Here is a 12,882-nt window from a genome sequence, read left to right as displayed (position 1 = left end):
AGCTACGGCCTCCAGAAAACTGGTGTGCGGCGCGAAATTCTACGCCGCAAACCACTGTTCCGGACCCGCATACCGATGGCGCACAAGCCGACATCGGGATCTTTTGGTTAGGGTCAGAAGTTCAGTTATGTGGAAAGTGTACGCTCTTCGTGGTTGAATACAAGTTTTCCAACACGCGCTCTACGAGCCTCGGCAGGCAAATATATGATTTTATGCATCAAAAATTATCGCGAAAGACGGTACAAATACGGTTTGCTGCCACTCACCATAAATGGCGAGGCGTGAAATCGGTGTCAAAACATTCATCTTTGATTCGAATCACTCAAGTCGGAAAATAACGAGGGAAACCAAAATGCTATCCTTTCGTATAGTAAATCATGGGCAGAGTGGAAATCTGATTGAAACGCCAATTCCACCTCTGGGCCCGGATCAGATCGCTGTTGAAATCCATGCCTGCGCCCTGAACTTTGCCGACCTATTAATGATCAAGGGGAATTATCAGGATACGCCTCCCCTCCCCTTTACACCGGGGCTGGAATGCGCCGGGCGGGTCACCGCAATAGGTGCGCAAATTTCGGAATTTGAAATCGACGACCGCGTCGCGGTATTTAGCGGCCAAGACGGATTGGCGGAAATGGGCGTATTTGACGCCAGCCGCGCAGTGCATATTCCCGAAAATGTCAGTTATGACGCTGCGGCTGCGTCCTTGATCGCCTATGGCACCAGCCTGCTTGCCTTGGAGCATCTGGCCAAGGTGCAACCCGGAGAGCGCCTGCTGGTGACCGGTGCTGCTGGGGGCGTGGGGCTTACGGCGGTTGAGATCGGGAAACTCTTGGGTGCTGAGGTGATCGCGCAGGCGCGCGGGCCAGAAAAGCTCAGGGTGGCACAAGCAGCGGGTGCGGACCATCTGGTCGACGCCAGCGAGGATCTGCGCCAACGGGTCAAGGATCTGGGTGGCGCGGATGTGGTCTATGACGCGGTGGGCGGTGACATCTGGCAGGCCGCGTTTCGCGCCACCAATCCTGGCGGTCGGCTGCTGCCTATCGGATTTGCAGGCGGTGAGGTGCCGCAAATTCCGGCCAATCACCTGCTGGTCAAGAACCTGACAGTGTTTGGCTTTTATCTCGGTGGGCTGGTGAAACTGCGCCCCGAGCTGGGGCGACAGACCTTTGAGCGACTAATGCAGTGGCTGGCCGAAGGGCGGATCACGCCGCACATCAGTCACCGGCTGCCCCTGCGTGAGACGGCGCAAGGCTTGGAACTCATCCGCAGCCGCGCCGCCACCGGCAAGGTCATCATGCAACCCCGAGCTGGGCTCCGGCGCTGACCATTTCGGTTCCCACGGCGCGCAATCCAGGTTGCGAAAGACCGGCAAACCCCTGACGGATCAGGCCTGCGAGGTGGTCGACATATTGCGCCCGTGCCCGCTCTGCGCCGTAGAGGTTAATGTGCTGGACCGGCAAGCGTGGCAGGCTGCCACCGTGGTCGATCACCTGTTGATGCGCAGGCTGGGTGCCCTCAAGCAGCACACCAACGGCCAGATCTGCGCTGACGGTGGCCTCCACTGTGCGGTCAGACTCGCTGTCCACCGCCATTTCCCACGGGATACCCGCGTCATCGAGCGCTGCCGTTGCCAACCCACGGAAGATACAATTGCGGCAGAACCCGATCCGAAGCGGGCGCTGGCGCCACGTCTGCCCACCCAGCGCGCCAATCCACTGGAGCGGCATCTGGTGGATGGCCTCTCCGCCCGCGCCGGCGGCTGTTTCGGTGGTCACAATGAGGTCAAACCGTCCAAGATCGAAGTCCGCTTTCAATTCGCGTGTGTGAGACGTACATAGGTTCACCTTCACGCGTGGGAACTGCACATTAAAGCGCTGCATCACCATCGGGATCACCGGATGCACCACATCATGGGGCACCCCCAGCGTTACCTCCCCCTCAAAGGCCTGATCAGTCAGGCGGGTGATGATCTCGTCATTGAGGCTCAGCATCTTGCGCGCAAAGCCCAAGAGCTGCTCGCCTGCGGCTGTCAGACCGATATTACGCCCGGAACGATCCAGAAGTTCGACCCCCAGCATCTCTTCGAGACGTTTGAGCTGCATGGACACAGCCGACTGGGTCAGATGCAGAAAAGACGCCGCACGCGTGACGCCGCCAGTGTCGGCAACCGCCACAAAAGAACGCAGCGTGGTTATGTCCAAATTTCTCATCATCACACCTTTTGATGGATCACTTCAAAATCATTCGTTTTGAGAATGTATTCCCCTTCGGTATACATCAATATCAGTGATGCAATCAAGTGCATCCATCACAAAACAATCTCAGGAGGCCATCATGGCGAATTGCATTGAACACAGCCGCCCCGTCTATCTGCGGCGCCCCTCGCTCTTTTTATACATCGCTCAGATGTTCGCGCTACGCCGCCAGCGCATGCATCTGGCCGAACTCAGCGATGAGCAGCTAAAAGACGTCGGCCTGACCCGCGAGGCTGCGGACGCCGAGGCACGCCGCAAAGCATGGGATGCACCGCAATACTGGTTGAGCTGAGGTGCCCTCAGTGCAGACCAAGAACAGAGCCAAAAACGGCCGGAACCGGCTCACCCCGCTCGGCGGATCCGGTTCCGGTAAAAAACTTGCCAAACTGCTGTTCATTTTACCTCGATTGCAGGCCCGAACCTCTTGAACCTGCGGGCGCAAAAGCCAATATTTGAGGCAACAGGCAGATCCGCGTCGCGGGTGTGCTCTGAGGGAGAACCTAGACGGAGACCATGACACATGGCACAGTTTGACAGCATTCGATCTGCTGCCGGCGCGCGTAGCGCCGAGATCGACGCCGGGCTTCGCGCCCACATGAACAAAGTCTACGGCACCATGTCCGTGGGCACACTTATTACCTTCCTCGCCGCTTGGGCGATTGCAGGCCTGTCGGTCACGTCTGACCCGGCCAATGCCGTCGCGCAGCTGAGCTCTGACAGCTATCTGACCAACTTCGGCTATGCGATCTATGCGTCGCCGCTGAAGTGGGTGATCATGTTCGCCCCGCTGGCCTTTGTCTTCTTTGGCTTTGGCGCTGCTGTGAACCGTCTGTCCGCCGCTGGCGTTCAGGTTGTCTTCTACGCTTTTGCCGCACTGATGGGTCTGTCGATCTCTTCGATCTTCGTGACCTTCACCGGTGAAAGCATCGCGCAGGTGTTCCTCGTGACCTCCATCGCCTTTGCGGGTCTGTCGCTGGTGGGTTACACCACCAAGAAAGACCTGTCCGGCATGGGTTCGTTCCTGATCATGGGTCTGATCGGCCTGATCGTGGCGTCGGTTGTGAACATCTTCCTCGCATCTTCCGCGATGGCGTTTGCAATCTCCGTGATCGGTGTTCTGATCTTTGCGGGCCTCACCGCTTATGACACCCAGCGCATCAAGAACGACTACCTGCAGATGGCACATGCTGGCGATCAGGAATGGCTTGGCAAGGCTGCCGTCATGGGCGCGCTGAGCCTCTATCTGGACTTCATCAACATGTTCATGATGCTGCTCCAGCTGCTCGGGAACCGCGAATAACCGCAACTTCCCAACTTACAGACAGCCGGGGCGGATCAGATTGATCCGCCCCTTTTCATTTTCAGACCCCTGATTTGATTTCGACACGTCCCAAGGATTGACCGATGAAGATTGAACCCATTGGCCCAGAGCGGGCCACGCTCTTGGTGCCACTGCTGCAGGACTTGCACGCGCTCCACGTCGAGCACCAGCCTGAACGCCACACACCTGACCCCGAGGACGCTGATCTTTGTGCGTGGTTGCAGGAGTGGCTGGAGAAACCAGAGATTTACGCCCTCGCAGCCATCAGCCCTCAGGACGCCGTTATGGGGTATCTGATCTATGGGATGGAGGACCGCCCCGCCCTGCCCGTGCGCCCGGCAGAGCGCCGCGCAACGGTGCACCACATAGCCGTCACCCCCGCACTGCGCCAGATCGGGGTGGGCAAGGCGCTGATGACGCGAATGAAACAGGACGCACTTGAGAAAGGGGCCGATGTGATCGGCGTGACCTACGCGCCCTTCAACGCGGCCTCAGCCGCATTGATGCGTCATTTTGGGCTGGAGCCGGTTCTCACCATGGCAGAGTGGCGCAAGGACCGCGAAACCAAGTCCTGATGGCTCGCCCTGCCGGAGGCGCATTTGACGCCCCGGTGCATCACTGGTGGGCCTGTTTCAATCCGGTTGAACCTTGGCATGGTTCCCTTCAACGGCGCTCGTCAGGGGGGGTAACTTCCGTTAAATCAATCGACGCACGAGGCAACACGTCTGCCCAGTTCAGAGCGCTTTGACGTCGACAACTGTCGGGGCTTTCAGCACTGCAACGGTTTCTTGCTGTTCGGTCAGTGCCACAGCTGCAGGCAACAACAACATCAGCGCAGACAATCCAATCAGGCTTCTCATAAGATCACCCTCTCCACTCTCTAACTTTCACACCACGCCTAGAGGTCTGACCGCGAAATAGGGCAGGAATGTGCAGATCCCACGGCCAAGGCCCGGCACACATTCTGCATTTTAGATAAGCGCGACACCGTTTCCTGCGGGCAAACCCTGCGCTGCGCATATGGTCTGTGCTGCGCAACAAAAAAGGCCGCGCCCGATGCGCGACCTTTTTTAGACTGAGATCCAATGGACCCCGAAAGGCTTACTTGATTTTGCCTTCTTTGTACTCGACGTGCTTGCGCGCGACCGGGTCGTATTTACGAACGGTCATTTTCTCGGTCATGGTGCGCGCGTTTTTCTTGGTCACGTAGAAGTGGCCCGTGCCCGCGGTCGAGTTCAGGCGGATTTTGATGGTCGTCGGCTTCGCCATTGTGCTTCTCCTGCGTCCGAAAAGGCAGGGGGCCTCTCGGGTCTAATTCCTATATGAGCGTGCGCTTTTACCTTTGTGGTGGCGAGTGTCAATAGGATTCGCCCGGCTAAATTGCAGCTCTTACTAAAATCCCGCTTTAGGGGCGGATTACGATGCTGTCGCGCCTGGAAAGGCTACGTATTTTGCGCAGAGAGCCTATAAGCCGGATCTTGTTCCCCCTGCCCCGAAAGGCAGGGTTTGATGACCATTCTTCTGGGACGCCCGTTGCCGGACGCCTCTAGCTGCCAACCCGGCCTCTCTCGGGTGAAACATCCCTAGCGGCGGTCTCGGTTGCCCGACCCGGCCCGCGCGGAGGCCCTATTTGGCATTGCTCCCGGTGGGGCTTGCCGTGCCACCCCTGTTGCCAGCGGTGCGGTGGGCTCTTACCCCACCGTTTCATCCTTACCCCGTCGCATCCTTCGGCGAACCTCCAGAGCGGCGAGGCGGTCTCATTTCTGTGGCGCTTTCCGTCAGGTTGCCCTGCCCGGGCGTTACCCGGCACCGTTGTTTCAGGGAGTCCGGACTTTCCTCGCGGGGGCTTGATGCCCCAACGCGGCCATCCGGCTCTCTGCGCGCGGTCTGCCTACGCCTGCATCGGCGCTGCGTCAAGGTGGCGCGGGTGGGAGGGGCGGGGGGGAGGGGCGTTGCCCCTCTGCGCGGATGCGCATTCACCCCAGGATATTTGTGAGAAGGTGAAAATCAGTCCAGAAGCGGGATGAGGTCGTCGCGGCACAGCGGCCCCTCCCCCCAGGGCCGATAGCGCAGACGCACGGCCTCCAGAAGCGTGGCATCGTCAACCTCGGCGGTGAACCCGCAGGCCTGAGCTGCCTCGCGTAAGGTTTGCGGTGTCGCGGCGGTGGCGGCATGTGACCGGCTGGCAGGCCGCGCATATCCAAGGGTCGCCAGCCGCTGCCAGTCGAAGCGCGGCCCCGGATCCCATTTGCGCCCCGGCGCAAGGTCTGAATGGCCAATCACACCCTCGGGCGCAATGTTCCAGCGGGTCATGATTTGTGGCAGAAGGGTTTCCAGCCTGTGCATTTGCGGCTCCGAGAACGGATGATCGCCGCGATTGTCCAACTCAATCCCGATAGAGCGTGAATTGATGTCTTGCTGCCCCGCCCATTCGCCTGCGCCTGCGTGCCAGGCGCGCTGGTCCTCTTCGACCAATTGCCAAAGTCTGCCATCGCCGCCGATCAGATAATGAGCCGAGACCTCATATGCGGGATCACATAGCCGCGTGAGTGCTGCATCGGCGCTCTGCATTGCGGTGTAATGCAGCACGATCAGATGGGGGCGCAGGCCCTCACGCCGTGGCCCGTAGTTGGGACTCGGCTGCCAGATCGGGGAGACATCAGACATGTGTTCAGCTTAGTCGCCCTGCGCGCGCACAGCGGCGCGGAACGGGGCCGGGTCCCAGCCGCAGGCGTAGCCATCCCCATCCGGGTCCAGCGCCTTGCGGTCCCGTTTTGGCCCGCCCATCTCAAGAAATGCGGTCTGCGCGAGATCGGCAGAGGCATATTCCGCGCAGTGGCGCTGCGAACGGGCCTGCAGGTTGATCCCGGTGCGGCTATAGATCCGCTGACCGCGTGGATTGGAGGTCGACAGCGCGTAGCGCACGATATTGGGCGCCAGATCCTGCGGGCGGTCTGGCACAGCCGTGGGGGTGACCACCTGATATTGCGCACGCTGACGTGCGATGCGCTCAGCGTCACTCTCGATGGTTTGCCGGGCAGCAACGGCCTCGAAATTATTCTCGTCCGACAGGTTGGGGTTGCCGACCAGTGCGGGTGCCGGGTTCGAGGGGCTTGCCTCCAGCGGGGCCTGACCTGAGTTCTGACCAGCGGCTGAAATCGCTGCTGCGGCCTCTCTGGCGATGTCGTCATTCGCAGTTGCGGCAGCCCCGGAGGGGCGGGGCTGCTGCCAGTTGGCGTTTGTTCCAGACGTTTCAGTCGACAGGCGAGATGCGGGCACCAGAGGTGCGCCGTTCAGGGTGCGGCCCGCTTCGACCTCGGGCGGAGCGTTAAAGGGACTTGTTGCGTCCCCTACCCCTGCCGCGCTGTCGGGGACCTGCGGGCTGCAGGCCACCAGTGCCATCGCGCTGACCGCGATCAAAAATCCCGAAACTCGCATCTGTGTCACCTGTCTGCTCAGTCTAGCTTTTCACTCTTCTTAGCGATGTGTTTTACCACCACTGCGCAGGCTTGGCTACAAATCCGGCGGATTGCTCCAGCGCATAGGCGGTATTCAGAAGATCCCCTTCTTCCCACGGCCGCCCGATCAGCTGCAGCCCCAGCGGCAGACCTTGGGTGTCGACACTGGTTGGCACCGAAATACCGGGCAAACCTGCAAGGTTCACGGTGACCGTGAAGACATCGTTCAGGTACATCTTGACCGGATCTTCGTCATTCATCTCGCCAAGGCCAAAGGCCGCAGAAGGCGTCGCCGGGGTCAGGATCGCATCAACACCTGCGGCAAAGGCATCCTCGAAATCCTTTTTGATCAGGGTGCGGACCTTGCGGGCGCGGTTGTAATAGGCGTCATAGAACCCCGCCGACAGCACATAGGTGCCGACCATCACGCGGCGTTGCACCTCGTGGCCAAATCCTTCGGCGCGGGTTTTCTCGTACATCTCGGTGATGCCGTCACCCTGCGCCAGCGTCGCGCGATGGCCGTAGCGCACGCCATCATAGCGCGCGAGGTTCGAAGAAGCCTCAGCCGGGGCAATCACGTAATAGGCGGGCAGTGCGTATTTTGTGTGCGGCAGCGAGATATCGACGATCTCGGCCCCCGCAGCCTTGAGCATCGCCGCGCCCTCGTCCCAGAGCTTGGCAATCTCGGCGGGCATGCCGTCCATGCGATATTCGCGCGGGATGCCGATTTTCTTGCCTTTGATGTCGCCGGTCAACATCGCCTCGAAGTTCGGCACCGCGAGGTCCGCAGAGGTCGAATCCTTGGCGTCATAGCCGCACATGGCCTCAAGCATGATAGCCGCGTCGCGCACGTTCTTGGTCATCGGCCCGGCCTGATCCAGCGAGGAGGCAAAGGCCACAATGCCCCAGCGCGAGCAGCGCCCATAGGTGGGTTTGATGCCAACGGTGCCAGTAAAGGCCGCAGGCTGGCGGATCGAGCCGCCCGTATCAGTTCCGGTCGCCGCAAGGCACAGGTCTGCCGCCACAGCTGCCGCCGAGCCACCCGAAGACCCACCGGGCGTCAGCGGGGTCTCTTCCGCGCCGCGCCGCCATGGGCTGATCGCATTGCCATAGGCAGAGGTCTCGTTCGACGAGCCCATGGCAAATTCGTCCATGTTCAGCTTGCCGAGCATGACCGCGCCTGCGTCCTGCAATTTCTGCGAGACGGTGGATTCATATTCGGGCTTGAACCCTTTGAGGATGTTCGACGCCGCCTGGCTGTCGACACCTTTGGTGCAGAACAGATCCTTGATTCCGATGGGCAGACCACACATGGCGGGCGCATCGCCCTCGGCAATCCGCGCGTCCGCCGCCTTGGCACGCTCCAGCGCGACATCGGGGGTTTTATGCACAAACGCGTTGAGCGCATCCGCCCCGTCGATGGCCTTGAGGCAGGCCTCGGTGAGTTCCACAGAGGTGGTGTCACCCTTGCGCAGCAGATCGCGGGCCTCTGCAAGGCCCAGTTTGTTCAGGTCAGACATATCTTACTCCACAACCTTGGGCACAGCAAAGAAGCCTTCGCGGGCATCCGGGGCATTGGCCAGCACCTTGTCCTGCTGGTTGCCATCGGTGACCACATCCTCGCGGCGCTTGAGGCGCTGCGGGGTGACGGAGGTCATCGGCTCGACGCCCTCAACATCCACTTCGTTCAGTTGCTCGATGAACCCGAGGATCGTGTTGAACTCCTCTGCCAACGCAGGCAGAGCGTCCTCTTCGACCTTGATCCGGGCCAGTTTGGCCACTTTCGCGGCTGTGCTTTGGTCAATCGACATCAATAACCCTCATCTCGTCTTGTCCACGCGTTTACCGCTCGTGCCTGCGCGCCGCAAGCCTGCCTTAGGAATTCTCCGCCCGCGAGATCCAAATCCCACCGCCAACTGAGGTGTTTCGCATCGGGCTTTGCCCGATGCGACCCGCGCGCGGACAGCAAAGCTGTCCGCGCGCGCTCGACCCAACGGATCGAAAGGCCCCAAAGGGGCATGAGAGCGGGCGGGAGCGCTGCCCCTGCTCTATCGTCTTTCATGATTTCATCACAGCCATGGATTTTTCCCAAACCCCTGATAGGGTCACGTAAAAGACATTCCACACACGTCTTGGACAACGCGGAGAACGGCGCATGAAACTGATCTGGCTAGGTCACGGCGGCTTTCGTCTGGAAACGGGCGAGACCACCCTCCTCATCGACCCTTGGCTTACCGGCAACCCGATGCTGGACGACAGCCAGCATGATGCCGCCACCAAGGGGGCCACGCATATCCTGTTGACCCACGCGCATTTTGATCACGTGGCAGACGTGCTTGGCCTTGCCAAACACCTCTCGATCCCGATCATCGGTCAATATGATCTGATGGGCTATTGGGGTGAAACCGAAGGCGTGGAAACCCTGGGCTTTAACAAAGGGGGCACGGTCGATGTGGGCGAGACCCGCGTGTCGATGGTGCCCGCCTCCCATTCCAACACGTTTTCCACCCGCGACGGGCTGCGCACCGCTGGCAGCGAAGTGGGCTATATGATCCAAGCCGAGGGACAGATGATCTATGTCTCGGGGGATACCGACATTATGGCCGATATGGACTGGATGGGCGACTACTACAAACCCGACATTGGCATCCTGTCGGCTGGTGGCCATTTCACCATGGATATGAAGGCCGCCGCTTATGCCGCAAAGCGCTATTTTGCCTTCAAAACGGTCATTCCCTGCCACTATCGCACCTTTCCATTGCTGGAACAGAGCGCACAGGACTTGATTGACGGGCTTCCCGGCGTCAACGTCATCGAGCCACAGGTTATGAAAGAAATCGAGTTCTAATGCCCGCCAACGATTTTACCACCACCGAATACGCCCGCAGACTGGAAAAGACCCGCCGCGCCATGGCAGCACAGGGCCTTAAAACACTGGTGATCTGCGATCCTTCCAACATGGCATGGCTTACCGGCTACGACGGCTGGAGCTTTTATGTCCCGCAGGCAGTGATTCTGCATGAAAACGGCATGCCGATGTGGTGGGGCCGCACTCAGGACAAGCCGGGCGCCGCACTGACCACCTGGCTGGAGGCCGATCATCTCTTCGACTGGCCCGAAGAACACGTCCAGCACCCCGATCATCACCCGTTTGACTCGCTGGTGGATCTGCTGCGCGAATATGGCTGGACCGAAGCCATCGGCGTGGAGATGGACAACTACTATTACTCCGCCCGCAGCCATGAGATTCTGGAGACCGCCTTTGGCCGCGATGCTTTTGCGGATGCCACGGGCCTTGTGAACTGGCAACGCGCTGTCAAAAGCGAACAGGAACTGCAGTTGATGCAGGCGGCAGGCAAGCTCTCGGCGCATATGCACGGGGTACTGCGCGCGGAATTCAATGAAGGCATTCCCAAAAACGCGCTGGTGGCACGGGTGCAGGCCGCAGGTATCGAGGGTCTACCGCTTCTGGCCGGAGATTATCCGGCAATCTCACCGATCGCACCCTCGGGCATTGAGGCCTCCGCCTCGCATATCACCTGGAATGACCGCCCCCTGGCCCCCGGAGAGGCAACCTATTTCGAGATCTCGGGCTGCGTGCGCCGCTATCATTGCCCGATCAGCCGCACGCTGTTCCTCGGCAGCCCGCCCGAGGACATCCGCCGCGGGGAAAAGGCAATCCTGCAGGCGATCGAAGACACATTCGCGGTCGCCAAACCCGGTGTCACCTGCGAAGAGGTCGCCGCCTGCGTCTATGAGAGCTTTGGCCGCGCGGGCTACATCAAGGGCAACCGCACCGGCTATCCGGTCGGCCTCAGCTACCCGCCGGATTGGGGCGAGCGCACGATGTCGCTGCGTCCAGGCGATACCACCAAGCTCGAAGAAAACATGACGTTCCACCTGATGCCGGGTCTGTGGACCCCGGACTGGGGCATGGCGATCACAGAGACATTTGTGGTGACCCCGAACGGCGGCGAGGCTCTGGTCGATGTGCCGCGCGAAATCGTGGTGAAGTAACCCGGCCCCTCAACCGGTCGGCTTCACTGGCAGGCGGGTGACCTCCCGCCCGTCAGCGCGGTTTGTAAAAAACCACTCTTCCCGTTGGGCCGAGCACCGCGCGCCCGAAGGGCGCGCGGTGCGGGTCGCTTTGGGCGAAGCCCAAAGCTAAATCCCTCAAATCCGGCAGTCGTATGGCACCCCCGTTTTTGCGGAGGCTCAGTCGTAGATCCACGCAGCCACCTGCAGCTTCAGGCCGATGGTCAGAGGCCAATCTTCAGAGAGGAACCGAAAACGCCCGGCGCGCCTCAGCCGCCAACGGGCGACAGTAGCAGCCCTCGGCGTGATCGTTGACCAGCCCCATCGCCTGCATGAAAGCAAAACAAGTGGTTGGTCCGACGAATTTCCAGCCCCGTTTTTTCAGGTCCTTCGACAGCGCGACTGACTCTGGGCAGGTGGAAACGGTCTGCGGCTCTGGGGGTGTCTTGACCTCGTAACGCCAGAAGAATGCGGCCAGAGATCCCTCGCTGGCTTCCAGTTCGACCGCGCGCGCGGCATTATTGATGACCGCCTCGATCTTGCCGCGATGACGGATGATGCCCGCGTCCTGCAACAATGCGGCGACTTTCTCCGGGCCATACCCTGCCATGCTGTGATAGTCGAAGCCATCAAAAGCCGCGCGAAAGTTCTCGCGTTTCGACAGGATGGTGCGCCAACTGAGGCCGGACTGGAAACTCTCCAGACAGATCTTCTCAAACAGCCGCCAGTCGTCCCCCACCGGAAAGCCCCACTCCGCATCGTGGTAGGCATCAAACTCCGGTGCCGTGGCCGACCATGCACACCGCTGCTGGCCACCCGTGCTTGTGACAACACGGCTCATCCGGCCACCTTCAGGAACCCGAGCCGCGCATCGGTGCGCGCGGGCGTAAATCCGGTGATCTCAGCCGTGACAATGCCCTCCTGCACAAAAGGGTCGACCGCCACTCGCGCCTCCAAGGCGTCGCGATCTTCGCCGAAAGCAAGGATCGCGCCCCCTGCGCCATCGTCCAAAGAGCCTGCCGCAAGGAAAATCCCATCGGAAAACCCTTGCGCCAGCCATGCTTTATGCGCCTCCATGGCCTCTCCGGCACGGGTCTTCTCTTCGGTGAATTTTAAAAAGATCACAAACAAAGCGACCCTCCCTCTTGTTATGAATAATCTGTGGGTTGCGCCGCGATTTGCTGTGCCACCCAATCCGTCATCTGCGCGACCTCCGCCTCGATCAGCGCTTCGTCGCCAAAGGCCTGCGCCAGCGCTGCGACGCCCTGACTGCGGCCCATCAGATGCGTGGCAAGCGCCCTGGCGTCGCGCTCTACACCGGCGCTGCGAAATTGCAGCGCGAGCCAGTCTATGAAGAGTGTGAACAGCTCCGCCGCGCGTGCTTGGGCGATGTGATCAAGCTTTGAAAGCTCGCTCACCAATGTGCCTACAGGGCAGCCCCATGACATGATCTTGGCGCGGTTGCGGATCAGGATGCGGATGAAACAGGTGATGCGTGCCAGCGGCGTGTCGCCCTCGGCCTCCCACGCGGTCAGCATCGCAGCCGTGCGCGACAGGCGCAGGTCGATCACCGCATCAAGGATCTCGTCCTTTGTCTTGAAATGATAGTAGAAATTGCCGCGCGACAGGCCCAGGGGCGCAGCAATATCGGCCAGTGAGGTGGCCTCATACCCACGCTCATAAAACAGCACATCGGCCTGTTCGACGATCCGCTCTCTCGTGCTGGGCATCACCACTTCATCCTCGGCTGAGACTTAAAACAGGAGCAAACTTGACGATTAGGTCAAGCGTCCTAAAGCATCAGTAGGAC

Annotated in this window: 16 protein-coding genes and 1 other RNA gene; 6 read left to right on the top strand and 11 right to left on the bottom strand. The window is 60.3% G+C overall.

What is annotated here, in order from left to right; all coding sequences use genetic code 11:
- Nucleotides 1-352: 352 nt before the first annotated feature.
- The gene (locus K529_RS04555; protein ID WP_046002799.1) at nucleotides 353-1,327 is read left to right on the top strand and encodes an NADPH:quinone oxidoreductase family protein; all 975 of its coding nucleotides are present in this window, start codon (nucleotides 353-355) and stop codon (nucleotides 1,325-1,327) included.
- On the opposite strand, the gene K529_RS04550 is transcribed toward K529_RS04555, so the two are convergent.
- A complete protein-coding gene (locus tag K529_RS04550; RefSeq protein WP_198528130.1) occupies nucleotides 1,296-2,213 on the bottom strand; it encodes a LysR family transcriptional regulator in 918 nt (305 codons plus the stop codon). The two genes, K529_RS04555 and K529_RS04550, sit on opposite strands and share 32 nt — an antisense overlap.
- Nucleotides 2,214-2,337: 124 nt before the next feature.
- Between K529_RS04550 and K529_RS04545 the strand changes: the two genes are divergently transcribed.
- From K529_RS04545 to K529_RS04535, 3 genes are all read left to right on the top strand, one after another.
- Nucleotides 2,338-2,550, top strand: coding sequence for a DUF1127 domain-containing protein (locus K529_RS04545; RefSeq protein WP_009177138.1), 213 nt, complete (start codon nucleotides 2,338-2,340; stop codon nucleotides 2,548-2,550).
- A gap of 228 nt (nucleotides 2,551-2,778) precedes the next feature.
- Nucleotides 2,779-3,558, top strand: a complete 780-nt coding sequence (locus K529_RS04540; protein WP_005630255.1) for a Bax inhibitor-1/YccA family protein — start codon at nucleotides 2,779-2,781, stop codon at nucleotides 3,556-3,558.
- A 104-nt stretch (nucleotides 3,559-3,662) separates the two neighbouring features.
- The gene (locus K529_RS04535) at nucleotides 3,663-4,154 is read left to right on the top strand and encodes a GNAT family N-acetyltransferase (protein ID WP_005630258.1); all 492 of its coding nucleotides are present in this window, start codon (nucleotides 3,663-3,665) and stop codon (nucleotides 4,152-4,154) included.
- A gap of 159 nt (nucleotides 4,155-4,313) precedes the next feature.
- Here K529_RS04535 and K529_RS23960 read toward each other — a convergent pair whose 3' ends face one another.
- The 7 genes from K529_RS23960 to gatC all read right to left on the bottom strand — a co-directional run bounded on the left by K529_RS23960 (nucleotide 4,314) and on the right by gatC (nucleotide 8,848).
- Nucleotides 4,314-4,439: a hypothetical protein gene (locus K529_RS23960; RefSeq protein WP_264753300.1), complete on the bottom strand. Its 126-nt coding sequence runs from the start codon at nucleotides 4,437-4,439 to the stop codon at nucleotides 4,314-4,316.
- Nucleotides 4,440-4,680: 241 nt separating this feature from the next.
- Nucleotides 4,681-4,848: a 50S ribosomal protein L33 gene (gene rpmG, locus K529_RS04530; RefSeq protein ID WP_005630270.1), complete on the bottom strand. Its 168-nt coding sequence runs from the start codon at nucleotides 4,846-4,848 to the stop codon at nucleotides 4,681-4,683.
- A 182-nt stretch (nucleotides 4,849-5,030) separates the two neighbouring features.
- Nucleotides 5,031-5,459, bottom strand: an RNA gene (gene rnpB, locus K529_RS04525) — RNase P RNA component class A.
- A 127-nt stretch (nucleotides 5,460-5,586) separates the two neighbouring features.
- The gene (locus K529_RS04520; protein WP_046002731.1) at nucleotides 5,587-6,246 is read right to left on the bottom strand and encodes an N-acetylmuramoyl-L-alanine amidase; all 660 of its coding nucleotides are present in this window, start codon (nucleotides 6,244-6,246) and stop codon (nucleotides 5,587-5,589) included.
- 9 nt (nucleotides 6,247-6,255) lie between these two features.
- Nucleotides 6,256-7,017, bottom strand: coding sequence for a hypothetical protein (locus K529_RS04515; RefSeq protein ID WP_046002730.1), 762 nt, complete (start codon nucleotides 7,015-7,017; stop codon nucleotides 6,256-6,258).
- Nucleotides 7,018-7,069: 52 nt separating this feature from the next.
- The gene (gatA, locus tag K529_RS04510) at nucleotides 7,070-8,557 is read right to left on the bottom strand and encodes an Asp-tRNA(Asn)/Glu-tRNA(Gln) amidotransferase subunit GatA (protein WP_005679978.1); all 1,488 of its coding nucleotides are present in this window, start codon (nucleotides 8,555-8,557) and stop codon (nucleotides 7,070-7,072) included.
- Between the two features lie 3 nt (nucleotides 8,558-8,560).
- A complete protein-coding gene (gatC, locus tag K529_RS04505) occupies nucleotides 8,561-8,848 on the bottom strand; it encodes an Asp-tRNA(Asn)/Glu-tRNA(Gln) amidotransferase subunit GatC (RefSeq protein WP_005679979.1) in 288 nt (95 codons plus the stop codon).
- Between the two features lie 344 nt (nucleotides 8,849-9,192).
- Here gatC and K529_RS04495 point away from each other — a divergent pair, with 344 nt between their 5' ends.
- Both K529_RS04495 and K529_RS04490 read left to right on the top strand, forming a co-directional pair.
- On the top strand, nucleotides 9,193-9,885 hold the full coding sequence (locus K529_RS04495) for a metal-dependent hydrolase (protein WP_005635927.1): 693 nt from the start codon (nucleotides 9,193-9,195) through the stop codon (nucleotides 9,883-9,885).
- Entirely contained in the window at nucleotides 9,885-11,054 is a 1,170-nt protein-coding gene (locus K529_RS04490) for a M24 family metallopeptidase (protein WP_005635925.1), read from the top strand. Before K529_RS04495 ends, K529_RS04490 begins: the two co-directional genes overlap by 1 nt.
- A gap of 256 nt (nucleotides 11,055-11,310) precedes the next feature.
- On the opposite strand, the gene K529_RS04485 is transcribed toward K529_RS04490, so the two are convergent.
- From K529_RS04485 to K529_RS04475, 3 genes are read right to left on the bottom strand one after another with little or no spacing between them, the layout of a single operon-like run.
- The gene (locus K529_RS04485; RefSeq protein ID WP_005667311.1) at nucleotides 11,311-11,913 is read right to left on the bottom strand and encodes a DNA-3-methyladenine glycosylase I; all 603 of its coding nucleotides are present in this window, start codon (nucleotides 11,911-11,913) and stop codon (nucleotides 11,311-11,313) included.
- Nucleotides 11,910-12,197 carry a YciI family protein gene (locus tag K529_RS04480; RefSeq protein ID WP_227511886.1) on the bottom strand — a complete coding sequence of 96 codons (288 nt, stop codon included), beginning with the start codon at nucleotides 12,195-12,197 and terminating at the stop codon, nucleotides 11,910-11,912. The genes K529_RS04485 and K529_RS04480 overlap by 4 nt, the downstream gene beginning before the upstream one ends.
- 23 nt (nucleotides 12,198-12,220) lie before the next feature.
- On the bottom strand, nucleotides 12,221-12,802 hold the full coding sequence (locus tag K529_RS04475; RefSeq protein WP_046002727.1) for a TetR/AcrR family transcriptional regulator: 582 nt from the start codon (nucleotides 12,800-12,802) through the stop codon (nucleotides 12,221-12,223).
- Between the last annotated feature and the right edge of the window lie 80 nt (nucleotides 12,803-12,882).

Origin of the sequence: Tritonibacter mobilis F1926 (assembly GCF_000376545.2) — a bacterium.
GTDB classification, from domain to species: Bacteria; Pseudomonadota; Alphaproteobacteria; order Rhodobacterales; family Rhodobacteraceae; genus Epibacterium; species Epibacterium mobile.
Note: the sequence above shows the minus strand (reverse complement) of the source record. Positions and strands in the feature narration are given on the sequence as shown.

Excerpts from the sequence above, each read along its gene's own strand:
- K529_RS04485 (WP_005667311.1), bottom strand. The coding sequence starts at position 11,913 with ATGAGCCGTGTTGTCACAAGCACGGGTGGCCAGCAGCGGTGTGCATGG.
- K529_RS04515 (WP_046002730.1), bottom strand. The coding sequence starts at position 7,017 with ATGCGAGTTTCGGGATTTTTGATCGCGGTCAGCGCGATGGCACTGGTG.
- K529_RS04490 (WP_005635925.1), top strand. The coding sequence starts at position 9,885 with ATGCCCGCCAACGATTTTACCACCACCGAATACGCCCGCAGACTGGAA.
- K529_RS04495 (WP_005635927.1), top strand. The coding sequence starts at position 9,193 with ATGAAACTGATCTGGCTAGGTCACGGCGGCTTTCGTCTGGAAACGGGC.
- K529_RS04535 (WP_005630258.1), top strand. The coding sequence starts at position 3,663 with ATGAAGATTGAACCCATTGGCCCAGAGCGGGCCACGCTCTTGGTGCCA.
- K529_RS04540 (WP_005630255.1), top strand. The coding sequence starts at position 2,779 with ATGGCACAGTTTGACAGCATTCGATCTGCTGCCGGCGCGCGTAGCGCC.
- K529_RS04545 (WP_009177138.1), top strand. The coding sequence starts at position 2,338 with ATGGCGAATTGCATTGAACACAGCCGCCCCGTCTATCTGCGGCGCCCC.
- K529_RS04475 (WP_046002727.1), bottom strand. The coding sequence starts at position 12,802 with ATGCCCAGCACGAGAGAGCGGATCGTCGAACAGGCCGATGTGCTGTTT.
- K529_RS23960 (WP_264753300.1), bottom strand. The coding sequence starts at position 4,439 with ATGAGAAGCCTGATTGGATTGTCTGCGCTGATGTTGTTGTTGCCTGCA.
- K529_RS04555 (WP_046002799.1), top strand. The coding sequence starts at position 353 with ATGCTATCCTTTCGTATAGTAAATCATGGGCAGAGTGGAAATCTGATT.
- rpmG (WP_005630270.1), bottom strand. The coding sequence starts at position 4,848 with ATGGCGAAGCCGACGACCATCAAAATCCGCCTGAACTCGACCGCGGGC.
- gatA (WP_005679978.1), bottom strand. The coding sequence starts at position 8,557 with ATGTCTGACCTGAACAAACTGGGCCTTGCAGAGGCCCGCGATCTGCTG.
- K529_RS04550 (WP_198528130.1), bottom strand. The coding sequence starts at position 2,213 with ATGAGAAATTTGGACATAACCACGCTGCGTTCTTTTGTGGCGGTTGCC.
- K529_RS04520 (WP_046002731.1), bottom strand. The coding sequence starts at position 6,246 with ATGTCTGATGTCTCCCCGATCTGGCAGCCGAGTCCCAACTACGGGCCA.
- gatC (WP_005679979.1), bottom strand. The coding sequence starts at position 8,848 with ATGTCGATTGACCAAAGCACAGCCGCGAAAGTGGCCAAACTGGCCCGG.